Below are 26352 nucleotides of genomic sequence, written 5' to 3'. Positions count from 1 at the left end.
CTTATCGGTGTTTCCCAACGAGAAAGTAAGAATTACTGCAACTTGAGTCGATTTCTTCCTAAAAAGTATGTACGAATTCAGGTAGTACGTTAAAAGGTTGACAGTAAAACCGTCCTAAAATCCTTTGGCAATAAAAGTCCCATGAAAGATTCCAATAAACCAGGCAAAGAAAGCTTCCCAAAAATACCATTTGAGGACCAAGTCAACGACGATCAGAGAAAATACTCTCGATATGTCTGCGATTCTAGGGCAATTCCTCATGAAATCGATGGGTTAAAGCCCGTTCAAAGAAGAATTCTTTGGGCAATGTGGAATTCGGACGCAAGGAACCGTTTTACTAAGACTGTAAAAGTAGCGGGACTTGCGATGGGATATCACCCGCACGGAGATAGATCCATCCAAGATGCTCTTTCTCAGATGGCTCAGGATTTTACATTCGCAAACAACCGGCCATTAGTTGCTGGAGAAGGTACTTTCGGTGACGTTTTGGATCCAAGTGCGATCGCTTCTCCTCGATACACTGAGGTAAAACTTTCCGACTTCGTAAAAGATCTGGGATTTTTCGAAAGTTTACCTGATATAGATTACGTTAAAAATTATGATGAAACAGAAGACGAACCAATTCACTTCGTTGGAAAAGTTCCAATCGTTCTTCTGAATAATATTATGGGAATTGCAACTGGTTTCCGTTGTTTTATCCCAGGCCATAAACTTTCTGCGATCATCAACTCTCAGATCAATTATCTCAAAACAAAAAAGCCTCTTCCTTTAAAACCTTGGTACAAGGATTATAAGGGCGAAGTGAAAATGGCTAAGACCGAAGCGGGCAATATCACAATGACCACTACCTTCGGTTTTACTTGGGAAGGGGATACTCTCTATCTTACAGATGCTCCTATGAACTGGAATAGAGAGAAGGTAATCAATCTTCTAGATGATATTCTGGAAAGAAAAGATTCTTGGCTCAAAGACTATGTGGACCATTCCAGCCAAACTTTCCGTATAGAACTGAATTATAAGAAAGGTGAAAAACCTAGCGCGAAAGAGATCTCGGCAGTTATCTCTAAAGAAGATACCCAAACTCTTGCAAATAACGTGATCACTTATGATGGCCGTTTGAAAAACTTCGGACCAGAAGAGATCATCAAACGTTTCTGTGATTTCAGAAAGACCCACTTGATCCGCAGGTTCAAACGTCTTGCAGGTTTGGAACAAGAGAAGATTGAAAGAAACTCCGAATTGATCCGCTTCATCAAAGAAAAGTGGAACGAAAAAGTAATCGGTATTAAATCCAAAAAGGATTTCGAAGATAAACTCCAAAAAGCAAAATTCGTGTACTACGAATGGTTAGCTTCCATCCCAATTTATAGAATGACTTTAGAAGAAGTTCGCAAATGTGAAGAAGCTATCGTAGAGGCAAAATCTGCCCTTTCCAGATACCAAGGGCTTGTGAAAGAAGATAAAAAATTAACAGAATTCATGGTCGGAGAATTATCCGAACTGAAGGATAAATGGGACAAGGAATGAGTACTGCTAAAACCAAAACCGAAAAGAAGCCCGCGACCGGAGGGGAACGGAACTTCAAAAAACTCTCCAACGTAGAACACGTAAGGATGAGGACCGGAATGTGGTTGGGGCAAAACTCTGCTTCCACATTCGAGCAGCATTTTTTCCGTAAGAACAGCGGCAATTTATACGAGATCGTTCATGAGGAATTGGAAGATGTTCCTGCCAAATTAAAATGTTTGGACGAGGCTTGTATGAACGCGGTAGACGAATACCGCAAGAACCAAAAGGACAAGGCTATCCCTGAAAAGGATAAGATGTCCAAACTGATCATCCAACTTTCTTCCGATAAAAAAACTGTAACAGTTGCTGATAACGGAAGAGGTATCCCAGCAAAAAATGCAGAAGGTGTATATCTGCATTTGATGTATGGAGAGAACTTTGACGACCATGTAAAACAGGATCATGTGGCCGGTCAGAATGGTGTGGGTATTTCTTTGGTAAGAATGGTTTCTTCTTACTTTAAAGTAAAAACTACTAACGATGGTAGCACTTTCAAAAAACTATTCACTATTCACGAAGATGCAAAGAAGCAGATCCGTTCTTATAAACTTTCTAAAGAAGATACTGAAAGAGCTTTCTTATACTTTGATGAGCATGGAAAATTCGATGATTGTCCTCTTCTTACAAAAGACCAGATCGAAAAATTAGGTCCGATCAGCAAAAAAACAAACATGATCGAAGCGATAGAAAAAGCTTCTAAAGAAGATCATGGAACCGCTGTCGAATTCGAACTAAATCCAAAGTATTTTAATAATATAGATACTTCCTTCAATGTAGATTTGATGAAACAATATCTGCAGGACATTGCGATGACCAACCCAGGATTGGAAGTTCAATTTGTTCATAAAGGTAAGAAGGAAAAGTATAAGTTCAAAAAAGGTTTGGATGAGATATTCTCCCATTCAGATCTTACTTACTACAAAATGGACTATAATGCGCCTGCTGCTGGATCCCAATTACATCTAGAAGCATACTTAGTAATCGGTCAGAACAAAAACCTAACTTGGGTGAACTCAATCTTTGCTCCTCAAGGTGGTTCTGCAATTGAGTATCTGGAAAACAGACTATGCGACGAAGTTCGTAAAAAAAGCCAGATCGTTTCCTTAGAGAAAAAACTCAAAACAAGCTGTACTCGTAACGACGTAAGAAACTGCTTCCATATGTATGTGAACATGAGGTTATTAAATCCTCGTTTCAAATCTCAAGATAAGTCTTATCTAATCAATGACTTGAATGAAGATATTCGTAATGCAGTAGATAAACACTTAGATAAGTTCATTAAAAAAACCGGCTTACTGGAAGAAGTTAAACTCCAAATGGAGAAAAGAACTCAGCTGAAAGCTTTCGAAGACGCACAACGCGGCCTCAAAAAAGCAAGTAAGATGAATATTCCTAAACTCATGCCTCCTACAGGAAAATCTGGAGATGCAGGAAGGGTATTATTCGTAGCTGAGGGAGATTCTGCAATCGCTGGTCTTCGTCCTGCAAGAAATCCTAAACTTCATGGTTTGTTCCCTTTAAGAGGAAAGCCAATGAACTGTAAGGGTGTCTCTCTTGCAAAAGCGATCGCGAACGAAGAGTTAAAAAATATAGTAGCGATCCTTGGACTTCCTCTAGACCAAAAAGTAAAGTCGATAGATGAACTGAATTACGAAAAAATAAGTATCATTACGGATGCGGACTTCGACGGGTACGCAATCCGCTCCTTAATGCTTTCTTTCTTTTACGAGTATTGGCCAGAACTTTTTGAATTAGGACTCATCCATATTTCCAGTGCTCCTCTATACGAGGTAGATGTGAAAATGGGAGACTCCAAAAAAGCAGAAACTGTCTTTTGTATCGACGATAAAGATTACGATGCTCTAGTCAAACGAGTGGAAAAATCCGGCGGCCAGATCGTTCGCAAAAAACGGAATAAAGGACTCGGAGAAACTGGAAAAGAAGCAATGAAATTTGCTGTAGATGAGTGTATGACTAAGATCACCATCGGAAACAAAAAAGAAGCTTCTAAGATCCAAAACCTTTGGTTCCACAAAGACTTTGCAGAACAAAGAAGGGATGCAATCTCTGAATACGCAATGAGTGTAATCGAAGACTAATCCATAATAGTTTTCTTTTCTCCATAAGACCCGGATATTATTTTAGAGATAGAATGATATTCGGGTTTTTCATTTTAGAAGATCCAAATTATTTTCCTATAATATAAAAACAGATTTAAATCGCAAGAACCGGGTCGTCTCTTCTTCTCTTCCGAGTTATATTCCTTCCTTGGGAGAAAAAGAATGCAAACGAAAGGAAACATACTTCTCATCCATGGAATGTGGTGTAGAGGAATCCATTTATCACAAGTACAAGAAATTTTAGAGAACGAAGGTTATACCTGCAAATCGATTGACCTGCCTTTACATGAGCCTGGAGCAGATCTGCGAAAGCTTTCCAAATTAGGAATTTCGGATTACTTAGATTTTTTAGAGGATACATTAAAACAATTAGGTTGGAAAGAGCCACTCTTACTCGGGCATTCTTTAGGAGGATTGCTCGCGCAACTTCTGGCTTCTCGAGTCAATGCGAAGGCTTTGATATTAATCACTCCAGTTCAGCCTAAACAAATTAGCGGGCTTTCCTGGACTGGTCTAAAAACGATTTGGGAAATTCTAATAACTCCTTTTTTTTGGAGCAGAACGAATCTATTAAGTAAGAACAAATTCGCATACGGAATTTATAATACTTTAAGTGAATCGAAACAGAAAGAACTTTATCCAACTTACGTTCCTGAATCCGGTAAAATTGCATTCCAGACTTTCTTGCCATTCTTAGCCTTTTCTCAACCTACTCGAGCAAACTTTAAGAAAGTCCTATGTCCCGTATTTGTGGCGACAACCGGAAAAGACAGAGTGACTCCTCCTCGAATCGGCAGAAAGATAGCATCCAAATATGCAAATTCTAGAATGAAACTATATCCGAAACTTTCTCATTGGGCAATAACGGAAGATGGGATCGAAAAAGTTCTACAAGATGCAACTAGTTGGATCGAAACAGAAATAGGAACGCATGGGAAAAACTAAACTAAATTCACCGCTTTGATCGCAGAGCTTAGAGCGGCCTCCACTGTTCCGGTAATTTCGCCGGTATGTTCTCCCGCAAAGAAGATACGATCATATGGTTTTCTTAAAATGATCTCTGATCCAAAACTTCCTGGCGGGAATTCTGCGATCCCGTTCGGCACGTAATCCTTTTTACTTTCCGTAAAATAGAATCTTTGGATTTGCAGATCCTTCTTCAAACCCAAGCGCTCCAGAGTAAGACGAATATATTCTACCTTTTGGTCTTGGTTGGCAGAATCAAATACAGAGAATCTGTCCCCGTTTGCGATCACTCCTAAAACCTTATCTGAAGTATCAGACTTGGTTCCTGCATCATATAAAAATTGAGCCGCAGCATCAGAATGAACTGCAAATGGAGAAGATTCCCAAGGAGATTCTTTTAATACCAAAAACAATTTATAAATTTGAGAATAACGAACTCTTAAAGCTGCCAAAAGTTTTTCTTTATCAAGACCTGGATTCCATTTTACATTAGAGATTTGATTCGCAGGTAAAGTGCAGATACAAGTAGAACCGTTAAATTTTCTTCCAGAAGCAGTAGTGACCGTAACTCCAGTGGAATCCTGATCTACAGAAAGAACTGGATCTGAAAAAACAAACTCAGTGTTTTCTATATTCATCACCAAGGTTTTGGCGATGTTTTCCATTCCACCTTCTATCTTGCTATTCCTTTGAGGAAATTGTGCAAGATCGCTTAAAACTTTTTCAGCGGACAGAACTCGGATACTATCTCCATAATGAAGAGAAAGTTTATGACCAAGTAAAGTTAGATCTTCAGGACTAACTCCTTGGTATACTAGATAATTATAAATGCTAATACGATCTAATGCTTGCTGTTGTGCAGTATCTAATTTAGAATTTTGTGATACTAATTTACTTAAGATCTCTTGCGATTTTGAAGAAAGTTCCCAGGTACCTGCTTTTTTATAAGTTCCTAAAAACAGATCCGGAGCCAAAGGAGAAGATTGTAATTTTAATCCTAATTCTCTAACTAAACTGCGAACTGTTTTATCTTCAGAAGAGACCCATTCAGCTCCTAGATCCACAACATGACCGGAAGGATCTTGTATGGATCTAACTCTTCCCCCCACCCTATCAGTGGCTTCTATCAGAGTTACTTTACTTCCTGTTTTTCCTAAGATGTATGCTGAATAAAGTCCGGAGAGTCCGCCGCCAAGTATGATTACTTTTTTTCCAGAATTTGTATTCTGAGCGGATAAATTTCCCTTACGACTTCCTAACAAAGCAGCGGTAGTTAAAATTCCGGCTTTCAGAAAAGTGGATCGGGTAATTTTCATCGGATTCCTCTTTGGAAGTTTTATTAGAACTCTCTCTTTTATTTTCGGTCTATGAAAGATCTTTCCCGAATTTTTTGCGAAGTAGAATGTCTCATCGATATGAAATTATGTACCGAATCCTTCCTATTTGTTCTTATGCTTTAAATATCGCTGATTTATCCTGATATTGCAAGGAATAGATGACTTTTGTATCCTAATACTTTTTCCCTTGCCAGCGGAAGTGCTAAACCAAAACCTGGAATTACGCTTTCAGGGAGGAAGTCGGGTGTAAATCCCGCGCTGACCCGCAACTGTGATGTCCGTTTTAAACGGAATAAGCCAGATCTTCCCCGCGATACTTTAACCTCGAGGTTGGGGGGTATCGTAAATCTCGCTCTTTAGCGCATCCGCGCTTTCTGCGATGGGGCCCCGAAAGCTAAAATGTCGGGGCTCTCGAACGGAAAAAGAAAACACAGCAAATACCAAATTGTTCTGATCTTTATAAGATCAATGATCGACTAACGTTATATTGCTTATATTTTCTTTTTCTGCGACATCCGGCAGAAATCAGGAGAGAAAAATGAGAAAATTCAAAAGAATGGCTGCTCTAACGTTTGCAGTATGTTCGCTATTCGTATTCGCTAATTGTTTTGATCTGGGCGAATCCAGCAAGTCAGACAATCAAAACGTTCTTGCCTTAGTAGCTGTAGCAGGATTAAACCCACTCGCAGGTAACTATAATTATTATAATGGAACTCCAGATTATCCAGGTGGGACCTTTACCGCAGCTGGAAACGTAGTTGTTGGAACATATAATATTTCTCTTTCACTCGTAGCGCAAACTATGTTCGACGAAACATTTGGCAACAGCTACTTATACGGAGAAATTCAGGAAATCGACACGAATAAAAAAGTAGTTTATGTTCGTTTTACTTCTGCTTCTTCCTTTTCCCAAGGAAATTATGCGTGGCTAAGATGGATGGTTAAAGACGGTAAAACATATGTTTGTCCAGATCTTTCAGATGTTTCCACTCAAACAACATTAGCATCAGCAAAAGATGATGATCTAGATTTTTATTCCGATACGAATGATATCAATGCAGGTTGTGGTTTGAATAGCGGCTTTGATCCGGCTCCTTGGAGCAGACTCGAATCTCAAAACTGATATAAGTCGGATAACGGGAGGAAAATGTAAATGTTCAGACTTAAGAATATCATTCAAATTTATGTAATGTTTACTTGTTTCTCTTTAAGTTTTATCAGTTGTGATGATTCTAAAAGTTCTTCCGGTATGGAGGCCCTTCTTGCTTTAGGAATAGGAGGGCCCGGATTCTTAAGTGCTTGCGATCAAAGAACTCCCGAATCAGGTCGTGGGATTTTTGTAGCGGACGAGATCATTTCAGCTCCGACAAGCAATGGTATTGGATTTAAAGATTCGGATTGTTCAGTGGACGGTATTCGCGGAGAAGGAAACTTTAACGGTTCTCTTGACGTGTATAGTTTAGAAGCTTCCGGAATCGGATCTTCAATTATACTTAGATGGTCAGGAGTAAAGGTACTTCCTGCAAGCGGTATCGATTTTATAGTTTATGAAAACCCTTTCTTCGTTGGAGTTCAAAATAACTCGAACTCCTTCGATAATGTTTTTATGGAGCCTCTAATAGTAGAGGTAGGCAATGACTTAACGAATTGGTGCGGATGGGATCCAACCTATACCAACTCAGATCCAAATACTTTTGTAGGAAATCCTATATACTGGAATCGATTCGCGGGAATCACTCCGTTCGTCTATAACCAAGACTCTAATCCAATGACTGTCTCCGAAGTTTTCGATACGGATATTGTAAACGGAGGTGGGGGTGGAGACGGTTTCGATTTAGCAGATCCTAATTTTGGAAACTCTGGTTCTGGTTGTAATGGAACGTTAAAAAACGAGATCCAAACGAATGGATTTACTTATATTAAAATATCAGCAGCTAAAACAATTTTGACCTCTCTGCCTATCGATGCGGCTCACGCAAATCCAGATATAGACGGAGTCATTGCAAAATCTGTAACCCCTTAACCTTTAACTGAAAGAAAGATCTTCTGATCTTATTTCTGTTTAACAATTTAAAATTTTTAAAAGTGAAAACAATATGATCCGCCCAAAAGAAGTACACCAATTGGACTTAGATAAATATTTACGCAATAAGATAGATACCAAGACAAAGCCGTTAGGCGCCTTGGGAAAATTAGAAGATCTTGCCTATCGCATAGGAACGATCCAAAACACAGTAGATCCAGTTTTATCAAATCCTCATTTATTAGTATTCGCAGGAGATCATGGGCTTGCAGACTCAGGAGTTTCCGCTTTTCCAAAAGAAGTTACCTATCAAATGGTATTAAACTTTTTGAATGGAGGAGCGGCGATCAATGTATTTTGCAAACAACATGGGATCAAATTGCTTGTGGTAGACGCTGGAGTTTCAGGCAACTTTGAACAATCTCATCCTGATTTTATACCTGCAAAGATAGCAGCTGGAACCAGAAACATTCTTAACGAAGCAGCAATGACAAGAGAAGAATGTGAAGAAGCCATCCGTATAGGTGGAGAGATCGCAGCCACCAAAGTCCCAAAAGATTGTAATGTGATCGGCTTTGGAGAAATGGGGATCGGAAATACTTCCAGCGCTTCTCTACTTGCTTCCGTATTTTTAGATCGATCCGCGGAAGACCTTACAGGAAGAGGAACAGGTTTGGACGATCAGTCCTTAGCACGTAAAAAACAAATCCTGGCCGAATGCAGAGCAAAACATAAAGTAAATCCAAAAGATCCCATTGAAGTCCTCTCTAAGTTTGGAGGTTTTGAGATCGCGATGATCTGCGGAGCAATGCTTTCTTCTTATAAAGAAAATCGTTTAATCCTTGTAGATGGTTTTATTGCTAGTTCTGCATTCTTGACCGCTTCCAGAATTGAACCCAAGATCGTTCGTAACGCAGTCTTCGCTCATAAGTCTTCTGAACAAGGTCATAGACTGATCCTGGAGTTTTTTGACGCAGACCCTATCTTAGATCTTGGGCTTCGCCTGGGAGAAGGAACCGGATGCGCACTTGCATATCCTATCTTGGAATCTGCATTGGCATTTCTAAGAGAAATGGCAAGCTTCGAATCAGCTGGCGTTTCCGAAAAAAAAGATTAAGCGAAGAGTAAATTCTCGCTGCCCGAATCGGAGGAACGAATAAATTCGTCTTTGCATGTTTGGATTTATCCGCAAAGAACTGATCATTTTTCTTTCCTCCGTTCGTTATAATACTCGTATCATCGTTCCATCTTGGGTGGAACATTCAGACGAGTATCTCAATTCTTCTTCCAGATATTTTCCTTTAGTTGGATGGATTGTTGGAGCTGCAACATGGTTCGTTCTATGGGTCGCAGATCTTTCATTAACTTGGGAGATCAGTATCGTTTTGGCAATGGCAGTTTCTGTTTTGGTCACAGGTGCTTTTCACGAAGACGGATTTACAGATGTATGCGACGGATTCGGTGGAGGATGGACCAAAGAGAAGATCCTAGAGATCATGAAGGACAGTAGGATCGGTGCCTTCGGGACTATAGGGATCATACTCGTACTTCTTCTTAAATTTGTTTGTTATAAATCTTTAGAAGAATTTTCTATCGAAGTACTCTTCATCACGATACTCTCATCTCATTCCTCCAGTAGATTTTGGGCCTTATTTACCGCAAAAACACTTTCTTACGTGAGAGAAGACCAGTTATCTAAGGCAAAACCGATCATTCAAACTTTAAAAACTTCTAATGTAATTATTGCTGGGATTTGGGGATTAGCTCCTTGGCTTGCGTTCTTTCATAATGAGTATCTTCCTTCGGATAGAGTTTTTGGCTTTTTATTATATCCATTTCTTTTACAAATGTTCGGATATTTATATCTCAGAAGTTTTTATAAAAAATGGTTAGGTGGATATACGGGAGATTGTTTAGGTGCAGTCCAACAAGTCACTGAACTATTGTATCTGATCGGGATCGTCGCCGCATGGAAATCTTTTTAGTCAGACATACTACTCCTGAAGTAGAACCTGGAACCTGCTATGGTAAATCGGATCTAGGGCTTCCTTCCAGTTTTGAAAAGGAAGCGGAGAATGTTTTGAAACTTCTTCCTGAAAAAGTACATTCTATCCGCACGAGTCCATTATTCAGATGTTATAGTCTGGCTGAATATATCAGCAAACATCTAGAATCAAAATCAATCGCCCCTGCATGGAAAGTAGACTCAAATATACAAGAATTAGATTTCGGCAATTGGGAAGGACGTTTGTGGGAAGACCTACCTAGATCCGAAACAGATCCTTGGATGGAAGATTATGTAAACAGAAGACCTCCAGGAGGAGAAACTTATTCCGAACTAAAAACGAGGATCTTAAAATCTTGGGAAGAAGGTCTGCAAGAAGCAAGGACTTGGGAAAATCTCAAAAAAGAAGAAGGGGAAATATCAGAATACAAAACCATCTGGGTGAGTCACGGCGGACCTATCAGATGTTTGTCATCAATCGTATTAGGTTTTCCTTTAGAAAATTCATTTCGATTAGTTTTAGAATATGGATCTGTTTCTTGTTTTAAGATCCGTTTTGGAGAAATGGAATCTTATCCTCAATTCGTTTATTGGAATAAAAAATAAACCAGCATCGAACAAATAAGACATAAATGGAAGCATCAGATTGCTAAGGTGTTTTTATTTTTATCCGATAAGGAATATAGTATTCGAATCTCTCATGTTCTCTTTCCAAAATTTCAGATATATATCCATTATTAATAAGGAAATACCAAAGTATATTCTTCTCATATCTTTACTTCTCGGTCCTTCTTTTATCATTTCGGATACATCGCCTGAGCTAGCAGTTCCGGGACAACCTGAAACATCAAAACTATTCATCTTAGATGCAAGTGGTTCTATGAATGAATATCTTGGGATCTATCAAAAGGTTCATCTTGCAAAAAAGTATGTTCGCCATTATGTAAATAAACTTCCCGAAGAAACTGAAGTAGGTTTTATTGCTTATGGAAACCGTCTACCTGGTTGCCAATCCTCCAGACTTTATCAACCATTAGAAAAAGGAAATCGTCCAGGTTTTCAGAATAAACTTTTTGGTCTCACTCCTTCCGGAGCAACTCCACTTGCAGAATCTATTCGGATCGCCGGAGATTATATCGCTCGTAGAAAATCTCCAACTGACTTAATCCTAGTAACTGATGGAATCGAAAGCTGTTATGGAAATCCAGAAAAAGAACTACAAGTCTTACAACAAAAAGGTGTAAATTTTAAAATGCATATCTTTGGTCTCGGATTGAAACCCGACGAAAAAAGAATCATGCAATCTTTGGCAAAAACAGGAAATGGAAAATATTATAATGTGGGAGAAGATAGCGACTTCTTTCTCGCAATGGAAGATCTTTTAAAACAAGAACCTCTTCCTAAACGCACAGAATTAGAACCCGAAAAACGTAAACCTAAGATAAGGATTGCGGATATTGAAAAAAATCAAACAGATGCAGAAGAGAATTTTTATAGAGTAAAATTCGTTTTCGAGAATTCCGATTCTGATAATCAGTGTGTGATCTTAAATTTGAAAAGAAGAAGTCCCTCTTCTTCCAAAATACAAAACTGGAATCCGCAAAGAGCTGCTGAACCAGAAAGAGTACTAAGAACGGAACAGATCTGTTTTCAAACAAGAAAGGGAGAAGGAGAATTTCAGATTTCTGCGCCAGCACATCTTCCTTTAAATTTGGAATTAGAACTTTGGGACACAAAAGGTATCCCAAATTCCGTAGACAAAAGTGGAGAAAAAAATCTGACTGAGTAAGATCTTAGAAGGATCTTAAAAAATCCAAGTTTTGGTGATTCGGATAAGTCACTTTATATTCTAACTTGATCTCTTTTTTCCCAGAAGGCGGGATCACCAAACTCCATTCTATAATTCCAGAGTTAGCACGATATTCCTTAGAACCCGGAGTGCTTGCCTCCTGATTCACCTCTACCTTTACACTCGCAGATTCAGAAATGGGGATCTGTTCTCTTACGATCACAGTTTTACTTTCTTTGCCGAAATTTTCTAGACTTAGATAAACCTTTTTCTCCATTACTTTTTGAGTAGAGATAAGTCCCTCTTTTGTTTGGTTCCAATCCTTTCTATAAGAAAGTCTTAAACTACCTTCGGTGCCTAAAGAAACAGAAAGATTTTCTTTAGGAGAAACATAAGAAACTTTTGTCCTTCCAACAAGTCCCGAACTTCTGAATAAAGAAACTTCTCCAGGAAGGATCGGAAATTCTCCCATATTTTGGAACTCTGCTTCTAATAAAGGAAACGGTTTGTATCTAGGAGAAGCCACAGTTTTTACTTGGATGGGCGCACTAAAAGATAACATCTCGAATTTTCTGGATTCTTTTTGAGAAGCAAGCGTGATTGTTTTAGGAAGCCTGAACAAAAACCCGCTCCCCCTTTCACTAGATGGAGAAGGTTCTTCTGTAGAAGGAATATTGGATTCTTCATTAGGCATTTGAGCAGCGCCTACAGCCTGAGTTTGATTAGTGAGAATTTCTTGTTTGGAATCCACTTCTACATCAAATAATCTTAATGGACGAAGTCTGTCCCTCCGAAGTGATAGATCTGGTCTGGTAGTTGAAAGTAAAAGTTGAACTCCTTTCCAATCTTCTCCAGATTCTTGTCGGATCTCCACTATATACTCCAATTTTGCTTTGGTTAAAGAATCATCCGCTGTTAAAATATAAGTAGGTCTCCAATCTGCATTTGGCACCAAATAACTCAAACGAAGCTCTACACTCTTTACTTCAGAACTTGTGTTTACGATTTGGACCCAAGTAGTGCGTGTACTTTTTTCTGCTTGGGATAATAGGAGTGAAAGTTGGGCCCGAGCTTCTTCTAATTCAGTTTGGACCTTACGTTTCGATTTTTCTAATTTTTCCCAAGAAGCAAAAATAGAAACAGCCTCATCTCTGGTTTTTTTGAGATAAGTCCCCCAGTTTTTTCCATCTCCTTCTATCCTTCCATACAGAAGATTGCGGCCCACAACATCGGAAACCTTTCGGCGCATCTCTGCGAGTAGATCCTTTTCTGCTTTTAGATCATTCTCTTTTGCTAATAAACTTTCTAGGTCCTTTTCTAATTGCTGAACTTTTTTCTGAAGAAGAGCGACTTCTGGATTAGAAGCAGCAGTACCTTCTTCTTTCCAAGTTCTGGAACCTGTGACCTCTACCTGAGGAGAAGTTACCGCCGCTGTTAATGTTTCTTCTAAAAGAGAAACTGGCAAATAAGAGATCTCGATCTTGTTTGTTCCAGGTTCGAGTTGTACTCTTCCGGATCTTAAAATCTGGGCTGTCCCCTGATGAACAGTTACCTCTTTAATAGGAAGGTTCAATTCCTTTCCAAACACTGGAAAAGAAACTAAGATAAAAATCACAGAGAATCGAACAAAAGAAGAATACATTAAATTTTTATAATTTTTCATGATAAGCCTCAATAAGAATCCGAACCAGGAGTTTCTCTCAGAATATTGTCTGCTGGATAGGAGACCGTGTATTCAAACTGAATTGTTTTGCGGGAGTTCGCACCAATTTCGAATTCATAGGTCAGAATTCCATCTTCCGTTTTGGATTTAGGAGTGTCAGCGCCCGCAGACCATTCTACTTTTACACTATCATCATTCGTATAAGGAATACGATCAATCAACCGAACTGGAACCGCTCTACGTTTATTGTTTTTGATGGATATGGTAACTCTATAGCGGATATTCTTTTTGCGAGAAATGATCCCGGACTTATCATCCAGTTTCTCTTGTTTTCTTTCCACCTTGATATCTCTATCAGGTCCAAGCTCCATTTTGATCTCTTGGCCTGGTTTCAAAGTAGAGACAGTAGTAGTTCCTAAAAGATTTTCTCCAGAGTAAATTTCCAGAGGCCCCGCAAGCAAAGGTTCTCTTTCCGTGTTAGAAGAAACCACATTCAAAAAAACTCCATCGTTTGTAAGAGGAGAAGTTTCATAACCAGGACGAACTGTGATATTCCTTTTACGAAGAAATACTCGATTCAATGTTCTATCAGAAGGAATTTTCTCTCTAGATTGAGCAATATACCTGAAATCAAATCCTTCGGAAGAAATACCTGGAGCGATCAATTGGTTAGAATATTTTTTATCTGAGCTCAATTGAGAAGATCTATTTAGAAGATTTTGCACTTCGTTTTCGAGTTCTTTCAGTTCTTTTCTGGAACTTTCTCTTAAACCTGAAAATCTGCGGAGTGCTTCTTTTCCATATCGAATGGATTCTTCGTAAGAGCCTTGGTCGAATGAATATTTTTGGCTCGCAAGTTCTCCTTGGAGCCTATTCATATTCTCTTCTACACGAATTGAATTGGATCTATCTTTATAATTTCCTTCTATCAATGCGCGGGATTGCATTAAAGGACTATCATTCTTTTCCTGATATTGGACATCATCAATTCTATCTTCTGCTTTACTTCTTTGAGAAACTTTTGGTGCAGGAGCTTTTTTCTTGGATTCCTTTTTACTTTGGAATACATTGCTACCAGCATTTGCAGAAGGTTTAGAAGGAGCGTCATACTCCTTATCAGCAGGAGAATAATCTTCGTCTCCTGAATATACTGCTACTTCTTTAGAAGCTATCCTGTATTCTCTATACTCGGGCAAGTCTATGTCTTGGTTTGGATTTGCGGTGGAAAATTCTAATCGAACGTTTTTCCAATCTTCTCCAGTTTCGTTACGAACTAATGCGTGCCAACCTAACTCCGCTTCCTGCCCGTTTGAATTTAACTCCAATGTGTAACGAGGATACCAGTTCGCTCCTCGGATCAAATATTTATATTCAAAAGGAAATACATTTGCGGAATCAGATTCCACATCCAATCGAATCTCTTTCCTACGAAGAGTATCCCCTTCTGCAAGATGAGCGATCTTAGTAGTTACAATATAAAATTCTTCTCGGATACGATCTAATTCTTCTAGCTTAGCTAATCTAAGTTTTGTATTATCTTCAGCTAGTTCAGCATATGTTTTACGAAAGGAAGAAAAATTTTCTGAATCAATCTTCTCCACTACTCCGTCTTGTTCTCGGATTGCAGGTTTAATTGATTTGATAGAAGCTTCCCAATCCAAAAGATCTTGGACTTCTCTAGACTTTGTGCTTAAAGCTAAGAGTAGACCTTCTTTTCTTTTTTCTAACTCTTCTGCTTCTTGGGATTTTTTTCTTCTGGAGGCTTTTTCAGAGACTCGGATCCCTTTGATCTTAAATTTTTTATTCGGATCAGTGAATGTGATGATCACACTCTTATCTAAGGAAGCAATTGGGACTTCTCCCAATAAAACTTCTGAAACTCCTGCGGGAAGTTTGACCTCAGATTGCCTTGTGACATAGACTAAGTCGGAATACAATAGAACAGAATCAATTCTTGCATAAGAAACGGAAACAGGAGACTTAGAAGCCTTCTCCTCTTCCGTAATGGCTGTAGGTGTATCACTTGCCGATGGATCCGATTCTTGGGCGTAAAAATTAGTCCCTAACAAAATCAGAAAGGATGCCGCAAGAACCGAGGAAGAAAAACGAGAAATCATAGGTTCTATGTGGATACTTGTCCAAACATAGTTCGTCAATTTATTTTCACGGCCATAAAAAAAGCGCCTTCGATGAAAAGGCGCTTTTAACTCTAAAAACTAGCTCAAAAATCCGGAACTAAACTGTTTTAGGCGTATATCCTTTGATACTGAAAAACCTTTTTTGAGAAACCAAAAAGCCTCCCAATACAAAGAATGAGATCAATGCAACCTGCTTCATTAACTCAGGAAGATATTGTAAAGTCTCTACAGGTAGAACAGCAGTCAATTTTTCGACATGAGTAAAATCGAAAGGATATACATAAGTTAATGCAGCAATAGAAGCCAGACGGATCAGCTCAGAAACGAAACCAGAAGTTTTCAGCTCGAAGATCGCACCTATATTCCAAAGAGTCCAAAGAACATAAAAACCTAAAGCGCACATTTCAAACAAAGGTAATTCTTTTTTGAATTCCAGATAAACCATCGAAGCACCTAGTCCGAAAAAGAACTGAGTGATAGAATATGCTAATAATGTATAAGGAATATGAGTATTAAATTTTTCGTAAGTAGATCTATCGATCTCAGGAGGAACCACTGATTCTCCCAGATCTTTTGGCTTCCAACCTGGAGGTTTGATCCAAACTAAAAATTTATCCTTCCAGCTTTTGGTTTTCAAAGAAAGATGGAATAACTCTTCAAAATAATGGAATTGTGTCCAAACAGGACTCCAGGTCTGCATTGGTTTTACTATTCCAAAGATTGGCTCTTCTTCTTCCTCTTTATAAGATCCGAACATTCTATCCCAAATAGCAAGTGTACCCGCGTAATTTTTATCTATATATTTAGGATCTCTTCCGTGATGTACTCTATGTTGAGAAGGAGTGTTGAATACCCATTCAAAAATCCCTAATTTAGGGATCGCTCTAGTATGAAGCCAGAATTGATAAGCAAAATTGATCTGGATACAAAGAAGGAACATGATAGGCGGGAATCCCATCAATGCTAAAGGAAGATAAAAAGGAAGTGAGAATGTATTTTGAGTGACCCCTTGTCTTAAAGCCACTGTAAAATTATAATCTTCACTTTGGTGGTGAGCCACATGAGAAGCCCAGAAAATATTGATCTCGTGTCCGAATCTATGATACCAATAATAGAAAAAGTCCGCGAGAACGAAACAAAAGACCCAGCCTATCCAGGAATCATTTGAAATATTCAATATTCCAAATTTTGCATATACCCAGGAATACACTGCCATCAATGCCAAAGTGATGAACACGGTAAAGATCTGCATGAAGATCCCAGCCGAAAGATTATTGATAGAGTCCTTAAAACGATAGAACGGTTTGTCTCCAAACACTGAATATAGTAGTTCTACTACTATCAAAACGAAAAATACGGGAGTGATCAGTTCAATTATATTCTTTTCCATCTCTATTACCGAGTTTCGACTATCTCTGTAGCGATCATTCGGTCAAGAAAAAGAACCGAGGCGGTTTTCGAATTCCGCCTCAGATGGAGCTATTAGATAACAGATGTTATTTCATTTTCCCAGGAAAGGGAAAAAGGTTAGAAGAATAAGCTTACAGAGAAGTTTACGGACCAGATATATCCGCCGTAATTATAGTTTGGATTTCTTTCTGTTGGAAGATATTTATTAACTTCCACACTTCTTAGCTGTTGGTTCGTGAGAGCCAAATCGAAAATCACAGGGTTTTTCAATCTGTCTTTCAAGAATGCAAAGTTTCTTCCATTGAAAATATAGGAAACACCAATGGAGTAGATCATACGATCATTATCCATCCAGTTGTTTGCTCCCGCATAATGAGGAACAGGGGTAGGTCTTTTTCCAAGACCTGCTCTGAACTTCAAGAAAGGACGGAAAGCATACTCTGCTCCCATACGAACGTTTGTAGTGTCATGAAAATCTAGAGGCTCGGAATATTTTTCCTTAATTCTAGAAAGTTTATACAAACTCCAGATCTCTCTGTTCACATCCACATTTAATAAAAGTTTTTCTGAAGGTCTGAATCCAATACCGTAAGACCAAACTCTTGGGTTGTACTGATCCAACAAAGCAAGATCGAAATCCAATTGGATCCCTAAAAGAGTAGTCTGAGCGCGAGCAGGAATCGGGTCCGCAGACAAATAAGTTTCTCTTTTATAGGAAACCCCAGCACTCCATTTACCATAAGTAAATTGAAGTCCATAAGTTGGATTGATGATCGGTTTTAAAGTTAGAACTACTTGTGAGTTTGCCTGTACCGGATCTGGAGAGATCGGAACGTCTTTTAACAAGATTGCACCGGAACCGCCTGCAAGTGCAGTGATACCAACGCCGGCAAAAAGACGATCTTTCCAAAGTTCCACACCGACCCCAGCCATGATGGTAGGACGTTCATTACTTTTTCCTGATTGAAGGTATCTAGGAACAGTAGGGTTCTGATCGTTCACAACCATCAAGTTCCCGGAAGCAGGAACGATAGCGTTCAATCCGAAACGGATCGTTCTACCTATATCGAAAATTTCGTTTAGGTTCATTGTAAAACCCAAACCAACATAACTGTCGTCAGGGTTTTTAGTGTTCTCGTTCTTAGGCGCGTTATTCTTTAATGTAGGGTTCGCGTAAGTTCCTAAAAAAGACACTTCATGATAAGGACGGTTCGGGCGGAGAAGAGGCTGATATGTGAACATCCCCTTTCCCATATTCGCAAAGCCATCTCTGAAATTAAACCAAGCTTTTTTATACCATTTAGGAGGGACTCCACCTTCCTCTGTTTGAGGTTCGGTGTTAAGTAAAGGACCTTCCTGAGGAATAGGATTCCCATTTGCATCCTTAGGAACTTCTCCATTGGCTGCTGCTTCTTTCTCTTTTTCCTTTTGATCCCATTGAGCGATGAACAAATCTGCTTCATTCAATCTTCCCAAACCGGCAACATTATAGAAAACCGCAGATGAGTTGTTCACTGTAGCAGTAACTGCACCCGCCATCCCGGCTGCACCCGCATGGGCACCATAAATATCCCCGTAACTACCGGCAGTCAGCTCCGAAGTGCCGACCCCTAATATCCCCAAAACTGCGAGGATAATCCTCGACCCGGAGATAATTTTTTGACTAGAAACTCTGTTTCGCATTTTCCTTCCTGCTTTGAACCAATTCCATAACTTACTCTAACCCATCTAGAATTGGCTGATCTCTTTATTACACATCAGTTATTTTTTAAAAATTTTCCGTATCTTAGCGGAAAGCTTAAAATTGTCCACTAAAATCAAAAAATGAGCCATTGGTCATTTTATGGCATAAAGTATCAAAAATAGATAAAATTAGAAGATAAACACCGATTATTGTAAAAGAATGAACGCTACATATATTTTTAGGTTTTGAAGAAGGATCTAAAAACTTAGTTTAAGCGCCTGGAACAGGCTTTGTGGACCTAGTCTTTTCAAAATATATCGAAATGATGTCAGCATAACGTAAATATCCCAAATATTTTCCATTCTCTTCCACAGGAATCTTATCCATCCCCATATCCAAGAGAGTTTTGAACGCGGTTGCTAGGTTTGTACTGGAAGAAATCGGAAGAATGGAAGTATCGGTCACATCTTTCACAAGGATTAAGTTCTGAGTGAGGTCCCTACCCTCTAAAAATAAGCGGCTTGTACGTAAGGAAATCATCCCGAAATAGTTTCCATTCTCTTCCAATACAATATAATCGCTTGCATTGATCTTGAGTGCTTCTTCTTCCAACTTAGAAAGAAGGGCAGAAGTTTTGACCTCCGCAATATTTCTGAGCTTGCCCCGAATATCTTGGATGAGGATACCTTCTAACAAATCTCTGTTCATATCCCAGTCATGAGCAGGAGATTGAAAGCGAGTGTTCTTCTGGCTTTTATATAAATTCAATTTATGCGAAAGAACAAAACTGATGATCGAAACAATCATCAAAGGGGGAAGAAGTGAATAACTTCCTATGATCTCGCAGATCATCACCATTCCTGCGATCGGAGCACTCGCGATTCCTGCATAAAAAGCTCCCATTCCAACGAGCACGAAAGAAGCGACTGAGACTTGATAACCTAAAACTAATTTCGCAAATGTTCCAAGTGCTGCTCCTAACATTCCACCTATAAATAAAGAAGGACCAAACATTCCTGCAGATCCCCCACTTCCAATCGTAAATGAAGTTGTGATAATTTTTAAAAGCGCGAGAAGTAAGAAGAAGAATATAATCTGTAGATCCTGATTTAGATAAGAGGTATAATTCGGAAATTTAAAACTTCCTTCTAATACATCTTGTAATACACCTGCTCCAGTTCCGAGAACTTCTGGTAAAAAATAACCAATGATACCTACAGGAATTCCACCTAACGCTGGCTTGATCCACATAGGAAGTTTTAATGACTTGGACCATTCTTGTATAAATTGAAATGCCTTAATTAAAAAGGCTCCATTCATATAACACAGGATCCCTAAAAATAAATAAAAGATGAGTTCCTTATATTCAATAAATCCTATCTCAGGAACCTTATAAACAGAACCAAATCCATTAAAGGAAGAATATGTTAAGAATGCGGTCACAGATGATATGATACATGGAACCAATGTATCACTTTCTATATCTTCTCTGTACATCATCTCTACGGAAGTTAACGCTCCCCCTAATGGAGCATGAAAGATTGCACCAAGTCCACCTGCAGTTCCTGCGAGCAATAATGTACGCCTTGCTCTTGCTCCTGCTTTAGTAAGATTTGCGACTAAGGAACCGAATCCCGCACCAATTAGAGAGATGGGACCTTCTTTCCCTCCACTTCCGCCGGAGGATAATGTAAAAATGGTAGCGATCGACTTGATTAAAGGAACTTTCGGATCTACCTTACCTTCTTTATTATGAAAAGAATCTATTAATGAATCTGTTCCAGTGCCTGCAGAATCAGGAGAGAATTTCCATATAACTAAACCCGCGATCAGCCCTCCTAAGATAGGAAGAACTAAAAGAACCCATCTTCCTAAATAAATTAAGCCGATAGGTTCCAGAGAAACAAAATATTCTCCACCTGAATGTGTATTATGTAAACCTGATATAGATTCTAAAGAAATATATTCTGCCCAAGCAAGCGCCCTAGAAAAAAGAAGGGCACCTAAACCGGAAACAATCCCTGTCAGAACACAATATAGATATAAAGACCTTCTGCCCTTAATTGTAAAATAAGATACAATTGATCTTTGTCGGAATTCTGTGAGGATATTTCCGATCATAACAAATCCTTAAAACGATTTAGAAACCGAAATCTCCATGATCCGATTATGAGTGTAAGTATCTTGCCAACCGCCGATCATTCTATACAATCTAGGAAGCACCAATAAACCGATAAACACAGGTGCTCCTGGAGAATCCAAAACGTTTCCAGAAGGAGTAGGCTTTAAAAAGTAAGTTTCAAGTGCGCTATTTTTTTCCATGGTGGTAGTTGCGTAATAATACCCTATCCCTGCGAGCAAAAGATCCAAACCTATATAACCAAACATACTTTTGAGTCTATCAGAACCTCCATAGACAGGAGATTTGTAAGAGTTATAAAAAACGGATGCAGCTGGTTGGACAATGGCTAAAGACTCACTCCAAAAATAACTTTTACGATATGGTTCGAATTTTGCGTCTTCCGAAACATCAGTATAATTTGTGAGCCCGCCGGTTAATTCTTTTTTAGTAAGCTCTTCTTGTAGAAAATTCCTAAAAACTCTTTCGGCTCCTTTTTTAGGAGATTCGATCCTGATCAAACTCATCTTCTCTCTTTTAGCGAGTCCTAATACGAATACATCCAGCTGTAAGGGAGAATACCATTTAGAAGTATATCTGAAAGCAAAACCTTTTGTGTTTTGGTTGGATAATATTCTATCATAAGTTAAACGATTTAACGCGGAGAGAAGTCTTGTGTCATTCTCACCCGGATCACCTTCTAATTCGAAAACTTCTCCGGCGTATATAGAGGAGAATGAAGACAAAAAGAAAAATACGAATAGAAGTTTTAGGGTTTTATGTTGAAAACTTTTTTGCATGTTCATTAAGAGATCCGATCACCAAGTAGAAATCCGGCTAAAAGCATAGATGCATTATAAGTGATATGTGCAGTCACTGGCACCCATATATTACCGGTTTTTAAATAAGAAATTCCGAATGAAAATCCCACAAATATAAGAAGGATCGGAGCCACATAAGATCCTCCGTTAAAATGTACCACTCCAAAAATAAAAGAAGTGATGATAAGCCCCATAGAGCCTAAGTTTTTTTCTTTAAAGTATTTTAGCAAAAACCCTCTAAAGAAAAATTCCTCAAAAACCCCTGCTCCGAATGCAATTGCAAGTAAGGTCCATCCCAATAATTTCCAATTTAAGAAAAGATTTTTAGTAAGGATGATTTCCAAATAATTTGATTGGGGTTTACCTATAATAAAGAAGATCAGACTACTAGCTACATTCACAAAACAGAATGTAGCGAACCCAGTTGCAAAACCTGCTAATATTTCCTTGCCATTTACTGAATCAGTAAATTCTGCAGTTTCTATTTTAGCTATCTTTCGAATAAAAAAGTAAGAAGGAACTAGAAAACATAATCCCCAGATAATCCTGTCCAAAGACAATAACCAAGGGCGCTTAGTAACTACGAACTCAGTATATTCTCTAACTGCTTTTTCTGCGGAGGCGGGTTCGTTCCAAACCACTTTGGAAGGAACTGTGTTTACGACTTCTTTTGCTTTAACAAAATTTTGTTTGGGGGTTTTGAGAGATAAGGTGCTCTCCACTTGGAATCGGGTGATCCTCATATAGGAATACATACCGATGAACAGTACTAAAACCTGGATCAGACCCATAAGTAGAACGTCTCTGCCGGGTGCGGGTTTTTGATCTTCCTTTTCTAAATCCATTCCAAGGGGCCCTTCCAATCATTTATGGGGGATTTTTTGCGTCATTGTTTTTTTATAATCTGCCGACTAGAGAAAAGATATGCCTTCCTTCAAAAGACATTTCATTTTATTATCCGCACTCATACTAGTCTCTCTAAACGAGGTCCAAGCGGTTTACGATCGCCTTCCCTTAAAAAGTTTAGAATATTCAGATACTAAGATCATCCGAGTCAGAGAAGAGATAAAATATAACCTTCAAATTTCAGTTTCCAACTTAGATCAAAAAGATCTGGTACATCTTAGGTTTCTAGTCTACAAAGTAGGACCCAAGGATACTTTTTTTAAGATCATGGCCAGGACCGGAATGGACTTGGACACTCTTTCCTCTGTAAACGAATTAGCATCCCCCCAAGACATCTATCCTGGGATGGAACTTTTGATCCCGAACATGAGAGGAGTTTACGATTCTGAAGAACATTCTCCAGACGAATCTACTCGCAAAAAAGTCGCGGCCCGTTTTCGGATCTCTTCTAAATTCTTATACTATGATGACCTAAGAAAATCCTGGTTCGTTCCAGGAAGAGGACTGCCTAAAGAAGAGAAGAACTTTTTTTATGGATTAGTATTCTCAGATCCATTAGCGGAAGAAGGAAGAGTAAGTTCCAAGTTCGGAAGAAGAAAAGATCCCTTTACTAAAAAGGATACTTTCCACGGTGGAATTGATCTAGCAGCTGAGGAAGGAACGCCAGTGTATGCGTCCGCAGAAGGAGAAGTTTCCTTTTCAGGAACAAGAGGCGGCTACGGAAGCTTAATCGTTTTAAAACACGGATTGGGTTACGAAACCAAGTACGGACATTTAAGCAAATTATTGGTAGCTCCTGGTACAAGGGTCAAAAAAGGACAATTGATCGGAGAAGTCGGAATGAGCGGAAGAGCCACCGGATTTCATTTACATTTTGAAGTGTTAAGAAATAGTTTGAGACAAAGGCCCATTTTTAAGGGTCATGTCTGATGCTCCATAGATCTATTTCTAATCCAGCAATTAGGATACTTATTCCTTCTATTCTCGTCCTCTTAATTTTTGGGATCCTTATTCTGTTCGGTTGGACAAAAACAGATCCAACAGATTATGATTCCGATGATATTATCCGCCAAGAAGAAAGAGATATATTATTTATCTCTAATGTAGTAAACGAAAAGTCTCCAATAGAAAAACCTTTCGGCCTTGCAGTTGATTCTAAAGGATCTATTTATACAGGTTCTTCTGATGGGAATATATACAAGATCAAGACTGATGGGCAAACGGAACTATTCGCTAAAACTTCCGGAAGAGTATTGGGGATAGTATTTGATGGAAAAGAAAATTTAGTAGCCTGCGTTTCAGGACTTGGACTCGCATTTTATGATTCCAAAGGAAATGAGAATGTACTGCTTCGAGAAGATTCGGAAGGAAATCCATTAACCAATCTATACGGTCTGGATATCGGATCCGATGGAACAGTTTATTTCACTGAAGCCAGCAGAAAGTTTTCTTACGAAGATTCTTATTTGGAAGAATTAGAATCTAAACCTAATGGTAGAATTCTTTCTTACGAGCCAAAAACCCAAGAAGTAAAAACAGTTTTGGAAGATCTTTATCATCCAACTGGGATCAGTTTATCTTCTTCCGAGGACTTTCTGGTCTTTGGAGAAAAGTATAGGCATCGTGTTTCTCGTATTTGGTTAAAAGGGAAGAAGGCGGGCAAGGATCAGTTCTTGATTACAAGTCTTCCTGGAAGCCCGGCGCTGATCAGTTCAGACTCTCAGAGAAATTTTTGGATCGCGTTATCTTCTCCCAGACATATCGCAATCGATAAGATACAAAATTATCCAATGTTAAAAAAGGCAATTGCTGCACTTCCATTCTTCTTTCGACCCTTAGAAGGAGAATTAGCTTATGTTCTTTCTATGAATGAAGAAGGAGATATTAGTTTTTCTTTAATGGATAATACTTCGGATAAATTGGGATCTATTACTTCTGCTTTGCAGTACGGATCAGGAGTTTTACTTGCAGGATTTTCTTCCCAAAAAGTTTGGAAATGGAAGTTCGAAACTCTAGAAATGTTTTTTTAGTTCCTATCAGAAAACTATTACGTAATAATTTTCTGATAGGATCTAACCAAAAAACTGAAACTACATTGCCCCTAGCAATTCCCTGAACTTGTCTAAGGAATATCGAGCAGCGAAGTCTCCGAATCTTTCATTCGGATTTCCTTCTTTTTTCCAAACTTCAAATGCTTTCTCAAGTTGGACAGGAATGTCTGCAAATGGAACCTTCTTAGCAACATAATCGCCAACTTTAGTTCCTTCTGGATTTCCTCCAAAGAATAAGGAATATTTTCCTCCAGCCTGTTGGCCTACGATCCCGATTTCTGCAGAATAAGGTCTTGCACAACCGTTAGGACATCCAGTCATTCTCACAATAGGAGCTCGATCATTCAGATCCAATTTATCGAGTACTTTTTGGATAGATTCCAATAGTAGAGGGAAAGTCCTTTCAGACTCGGTCAATGCTAAACCGCAGGTAGGAAGTGCAGGACAAGCAAGTGCACGGTCATACAAAGGTTTAGGAGAAGCCGGATTAATATTATATTCTTTTAATTTAGATTCTAATTTCTCTTTATCTTCTTTTTTGATCCCCATCAAAACTAAGTCTTGATCCGCAGTTACCTGCACGCTCAGTTTAAAACTAGAAATAATATCTTTCAAAGCAGTCTTTAATGGTTTTTCAGGAAAGTCTTTGATCCTTCCAGAAAGAGTATGGAATCCTAATGCAAGAGTTCCGTCTGTTCTTTCTGTCCATCCAAGATAGTTTGGAGTTTCCCATTTAGGAAGTTTACGATCGATATCAAATTTTGCACCAGATCTACGTTCTACTTCGGCGCGGAACCATTCCACACCCTTCTCCGCTAAAACATATTTCAAACGAGCATGTTTACGATTTGTACGATCTCCAAAATCTCTATGAGAAGTTACGATACCTTCTGCAACTGCAATCAGATCTTTTTCAGGGAACCAACCAAGTAAGTCAGCAGCTCTAGGATATGTCTCAGGTTTATTGTGAGTCATTCCGAGTCCGCCACCCGCAAAAGCGAAATAACCGTCTATCTTACCATTCGCGTCTAAAGTGGCTGCAAATCCCATATCGTTAGTATAAATATCGACTGAGTTATTTCCTGCAAGAGTAACTGCAATCTTGAACTTTCTAGGAAGATAAGTAGTTCCATAAATCGGATCTGGTTCGTCCTCTTTATTAAGCTGGCTTTCACCTAACCAAAGTTCAGCGTATGCATTACTCTTATATTTAAAATGATCAGACATTAACTGAGCAATTGGATCCAATTGGTCGAGCTCTTTGTTTCCCCAAGGATTCAAAGCTTGAGTCACGTTACGCACAACGTCACCGCATGCTCCCATGGTGGAAAGATTCACCTTATGGACTGCTTGCATGATCGGTCTTAGATCCTTAAGAAGGATCGTATGCATTTGGATAGATTGTCTAGTAGTTAAACGTAATGCCCCACCACCAAATTGATCCGCCATATCGTCCCAAACCATATATTGGTCCGAAGTAAGTCTTCCACCTGGGATCCTACCTCGGATCATAAAAGAGGTTGGGTTCTCTATAAATTCTCCAGCTTCATCTTTTCTACGGTCTCTGTCCTTTTGTTGGTACATCCCGTGGAATTTGATCAATTGTTTATCGTCTTCTTCGAAACCATCTGCACCTGTTTCGATAGCTGTACCGATCTTTCCTCTTAGTCCCTTAGAGGCGGTTTTAATATGCTCGACTTCGCTAAGTTCTTTTTGTTCTGACATCGATCGTATTCGTCCTTTTGGATTAG

20 protein-coding genes and 1 riboswitch are annotated in these 26352 nt (G+C 38.9%); of the genes, 11 read left to right on the top strand and 9 right to left on the bottom strand.

Annotation, left to right across the window (positions count from 1 at the left end):
- Window positions 1-141 precede the first annotated feature (141 nt).
- The 3 genes from EHQ52_RS08340 (at window position 142) to EHQ52_RS08330 (ending at window position 4634) form a co-directional block, all read left to right on the top strand.
- On the top strand, window positions 142-1527 hold the full coding sequence (locus EHQ52_RS08340; RefSeq protein WP_135614737.1) for a DNA gyrase subunit A: 1386 nt from the start codon (window positions 142-144) through the stop codon (window positions 1525-1527).
- On the top strand, window positions 1524-3668 hold the full coding sequence (locus EHQ52_RS08335) for a toprim domain-containing protein (protein WP_135614736.1): 2145 nt from the start codon (window positions 1524-1526) through the stop codon (window positions 3666-3668). The genes EHQ52_RS08340 and EHQ52_RS08335 overlap by 4 nt, the downstream gene beginning before the upstream one ends.
- 183 nt (window positions 3669-3851) lie before the next feature.
- A complete protein-coding gene (locus EHQ52_RS08330; RefSeq protein ID WP_135614735.1) occupies window positions 3852-4634 on the top strand; it encodes an alpha/beta fold hydrolase in 783 nt (260 codons plus the stop codon).
- Here the strand turns inward: EHQ52_RS08330 and EHQ52_RS08325 are convergent.
- Window positions 4631-5971, bottom strand: coding sequence for a flavin monoamine oxidase family protein (locus EHQ52_RS08325; protein WP_135614734.1), 1341 nt, complete (start codon window positions 5969-5971; stop codon window positions 4631-4633). The two genes, EHQ52_RS08330 and EHQ52_RS08325, sit on opposite strands and share 4 nt — an antisense overlap.
- A gap of 239 nt (window positions 5972-6210) precedes the next feature.
- A riboswitch (adenosylcobalamin (AdoCbl) riboswitch) is annotated at window positions 6211-6337 on the top strand.
- A gap of 193 nt (window positions 6338-6530) precedes the next feature.
- Here EHQ52_RS08325 and EHQ52_RS08320 point away from each other — a divergent pair.
- The 6 genes from EHQ52_RS08320 (at window position 6531) to EHQ52_RS08295 (ending at window position 11809) form a co-directional block, all read left to right on the top strand.
- The gene (locus tag EHQ52_RS08320) at window positions 6531-7115 is read left to right on the top strand and encodes an LIC13354 family exoprotein (protein ID WP_135614733.1); all 585 of its coding nucleotides are present in this window, start codon (window positions 6531-6533) and stop codon (window positions 7113-7115) included.
- Between the two features lie 30 nt (window positions 7116-7145).
- On the top strand, window positions 7146-8015 hold the full coding sequence (locus tag EHQ52_RS08315; RefSeq protein WP_135614732.1) for an LIC_13355 family lipoprotein: 870 nt from the start codon (window positions 7146-7148) through the stop codon (window positions 8013-8015).
- A gap of 73 nt (window positions 8016-8088) precedes the next feature.
- The gene (gene cobT, locus EHQ52_RS08310; RefSeq protein WP_135614731.1) at window positions 8089-9132 is read left to right on the top strand and encodes a nicotinate-nucleotide--dimethylbenzimidazole phosphoribosyltransferase; all 1044 of its coding nucleotides are present in this window, start codon (window positions 8089-8091) and stop codon (window positions 9130-9132) included.
- Window positions 9133-9187: 55 nt separating this feature from the next.
- Entirely contained in the window at window positions 9188-10000 is an 813-nt protein-coding gene (locus EHQ52_RS08305; protein WP_135614730.1) for an adenosylcobinamide-GDP ribazoletransferase, read from the top strand.
- Window positions 9985-10626, top strand: coding sequence for a histidine phosphatase family protein (locus EHQ52_RS08300; RefSeq protein ID WP_135614729.1), 642 nt, complete (start codon window positions 9985-9987; stop codon window positions 10624-10626). Before EHQ52_RS08305 ends, EHQ52_RS08300 begins: the two co-directional genes overlap by 16 nt.
- A gap of 94 nt (window positions 10627-10720) precedes the next feature.
- Complete coding sequence (locus tag EHQ52_RS08295; protein WP_135614728.1) at window positions 10721-11809, top strand: vWA domain-containing protein; 1089 nt, start codon at window positions 10721-10723, stop codon at window positions 11807-11809.
- A 4-nt stretch (window positions 11810-11813) separates the two neighbouring features.
- Here EHQ52_RS08295 and EHQ52_RS08290 read toward each other — a convergent pair whose 3' ends face one another.
- The 7 genes from EHQ52_RS08290 to EHQ52_RS08260 all read right to left on the bottom strand — a co-directional run bounded on the left by EHQ52_RS08290 (window position 11814) and on the right by EHQ52_RS08260 (window position 22489).
- Window positions 11814-13472 carry a mucoidy inhibitor MuiA family protein gene (locus tag EHQ52_RS08290; protein WP_135614727.1) on the bottom strand — a complete coding sequence of 553 codons (1659 nt, stop codon included), beginning with the start codon at window positions 13470-13472 and terminating at the stop codon, window positions 11814-11816.
- 8 nt (window positions 13473-13480) lie between these two features.
- Entirely contained in the window at window positions 13481-15589 is a 2109-nt protein-coding gene (locus EHQ52_RS08285; protein ID WP_135614726.1) for a mucoidy inhibitor MuiA family protein, read from the bottom strand.
- Between the two features lie 118 nt (window positions 15590-15707).
- Window positions 15708-17000 (bottom strand): sterol desaturase family protein, encoded by a 1293-nt coding sequence (locus EHQ52_RS08280; RefSeq protein ID WP_135614725.1) that lies wholly within the window; start codon window positions 16998-17000, stop codon window positions 15708-15710.
- A gap of 137 nt (window positions 17001-17137) precedes the next feature.
- Window positions 17138-18703 carry an OmpP1/FadL family transporter gene (locus tag EHQ52_RS08275; RefSeq protein ID WP_135614724.1) on the bottom strand — a complete coding sequence of 522 codons (1566 nt, stop codon included), beginning with the start codon at window positions 18701-18703 and terminating at the stop codon, window positions 17138-17140.
- Between the two features lie 271 nt (window positions 18704-18974).
- Window positions 18975-20825: a chloride channel protein gene (locus EHQ52_RS08270; RefSeq protein WP_135614723.1), complete on the bottom strand. Its 1851-nt coding sequence runs from the start codon at window positions 20823-20825 to the stop codon at window positions 18975-18977.
- A gap of 9 nt (window positions 20826-20834) precedes the next feature.
- On the bottom strand, window positions 20835-21629 hold the full coding sequence (locus tag EHQ52_RS08265) for a hypothetical protein (protein ID WP_135614722.1): 795 nt from the start codon (window positions 21627-21629) through the stop codon (window positions 20835-20837).
- Window positions 21629-22489, bottom strand: a complete 861-nt coding sequence (locus EHQ52_RS08260; RefSeq protein ID WP_135614721.1) for a CPBP family intramembrane glutamic endopeptidase — start codon at window positions 22487-22489, stop codon at window positions 21629-21631. Before EHQ52_RS08260 ends, EHQ52_RS08265 begins: the two co-directional genes overlap by 1 nt.
- 79 nt (window positions 22490-22568) lie before the next feature.
- Here EHQ52_RS08260 and EHQ52_RS08255 point away from each other — a divergent pair, with 79 nt between their 5' ends.
- Window positions 22569-23480 (top strand): peptidoglycan DD-metalloendopeptidase family protein, encoded by a 912-nt coding sequence (locus EHQ52_RS08255; RefSeq protein ID WP_135614720.1) that lies wholly within the window; start codon window positions 22569-22571, stop codon window positions 23478-23480.
- Window positions 23480-24580: an SMP-30/gluconolactonase/LRE family protein gene (locus EHQ52_RS08250; protein WP_135614719.1), complete on the top strand. Its 1101-nt coding sequence runs from the start codon at window positions 23480-23482 to the stop codon at window positions 24578-24580. Before EHQ52_RS08255 ends, EHQ52_RS08250 begins: the two co-directional genes overlap by 1 nt.
- 60 nt (window positions 24581-24640) lie before the next feature.
- On the opposite strand, the gene EHQ52_RS08245 is transcribed toward EHQ52_RS08250, so the two are convergent.
- Window positions 24641-26326: an NADPH-dependent assimilatory sulfite reductase hemoprotein subunit gene (locus EHQ52_RS08245; RefSeq protein WP_135614718.1), complete on the bottom strand. Its 1686-nt coding sequence runs from the start codon at window positions 26324-26326 to the stop codon at window positions 24641-24643.
- Between the last annotated feature and the right edge of the window lie 26 nt (window positions 26327-26352).

It is taken from the genome of Leptospira koniambonensis, from assembly GCF_004769555.1.
GTDB classification, from domain to species: domain Bacteria; phylum Spirochaetota; class Leptospiria; order Leptospirales; family Leptospiraceae; genus Leptospira_B; species Leptospira_B koniambonensis.
This window is presented reverse-complemented; position numbering and strand designations above follow the sequence as displayed.

What these genes read in the sequence shown, in the direction of transcription:
- EHQ52_RS08340 (WP_135614737.1), top strand. Translation starts at nt 142, where the DNA reads ATGAAAGATTCCAATAAACCAGGCAAAGAAAGCTTCCCAAAAATACCA.
- EHQ52_RS08335 (WP_135614736.1), top strand. Translation starts at nt 1,524, where the DNA reads ATGAGTACTGCTAAAACCAAAACCGAAAAGAAGCCCGCGACCGGAGGG.
- EHQ52_RS08330 (WP_135614735.1), top strand. Translation starts at nt 3,852, where the DNA reads ATGCAAACGAAAGGAAACATACTTCTCATCCATGGAATGTGGTGTAGA.
- EHQ52_RS08325 (WP_135614734.1), bottom strand. Translation starts at nt 5,971, where the DNA reads ATGAAAATTACCCGATCCACTTTTCTGAAAGCCGGAATTTTAACTACC.
- EHQ52_RS08320 (WP_135614733.1), top strand. Translation starts at nt 6,531, where the DNA reads ATGAGAAAATTCAAAAGAATGGCTGCTCTAACGTTTGCAGTATGTTCG.
- EHQ52_RS08315 (WP_135614732.1), top strand. Translation starts at nt 7,146, where the DNA reads ATGTTCAGACTTAAGAATATCATTCAAATTTATGTAATGTTTACTTGT.
- cobT (WP_135614731.1), top strand. Translation starts at nt 8,089, where the DNA reads ATGATCCGCCCAAAAGAAGTACACCAATTGGACTTAGATAAATATTTA.
- EHQ52_RS08305 (WP_135614730.1), top strand. Translation starts at nt 9,188, where the DNA reads ATGTTTGGATTTATCCGCAAAGAACTGATCATTTTTCTTTCCTCCGTT.
- EHQ52_RS08300 (WP_135614729.1), top strand. Translation starts at nt 9,985, where the DNA reads ATGGAAATCTTTTTAGTCAGACATACTACTCCTGAAGTAGAACCTGGA.
- EHQ52_RS08295 (WP_135614728.1), top strand. Translation starts at nt 10,721, where the DNA reads ATGTTCTCTTTCCAAAATTTCAGATATATATCCATTATTAATAAGGAA.
- EHQ52_RS08290 (WP_135614727.1), bottom strand. Translation starts at nt 13,472, where the DNA reads ATGAAAAATTATAAAAATTTAATGTATTCTTCTTTTGTTCGATTCTCT.
- EHQ52_RS08285 (WP_135614726.1), bottom strand. Translation starts at nt 15,589, where the DNA reads ATGATTTCTCGTTTTTCTTCCTCGGTTCTTGCGGCATCCTTTCTGATT.
- EHQ52_RS08280 (WP_135614725.1), bottom strand. Translation starts at nt 17,000, where the DNA reads ATGGAAAAGAATATAATTGAACTGATCACTCCCGTATTTTTCGTTTTG.
- EHQ52_RS08275 (WP_135614724.1), bottom strand. Translation starts at nt 18,703, where the DNA reads ATGCGAAACAGAGTTTCTAGTCAAAAAATTATCTCCGGGTCGAGGATT.
- EHQ52_RS08270 (WP_135614723.1), bottom strand. Translation starts at nt 20,825, where the DNA reads ATGATCGGAAATATCCTCACAGAATTCCGACAAAGATCAATTGTATCT.
- EHQ52_RS08265 (WP_135614722.1), bottom strand. Translation starts at nt 21,629, where the DNA reads ATGAACATGCAAAAAAGTTTTCAACATAAAACCCTAAAACTTCTATTC.
- EHQ52_RS08260 (WP_135614721.1), bottom strand. Translation starts at nt 22,489, where the DNA reads ATGGATTTAGAAAAGGAAGATCAAAAACCCGCACCCGGCAGAGACGTT.
- EHQ52_RS08255 (WP_135614720.1), top strand. Translation starts at nt 22,569, where the DNA reads ATGCCTTCCTTCAAAAGACATTTCATTTTATTATCCGCACTCATACTA.
- EHQ52_RS08250 (WP_135614719.1), top strand. Translation starts at nt 23,480, where the DNA reads ATGCTCCATAGATCTATTTCTAATCCAGCAATTAGGATACTTATTCCT.
- EHQ52_RS08245 (WP_135614718.1), bottom strand. Translation starts at nt 26,326, where the DNA reads ATGTCAGAACAAAAAGAACTTAGCGAAGTCGAGCATATTAAAACCGCC.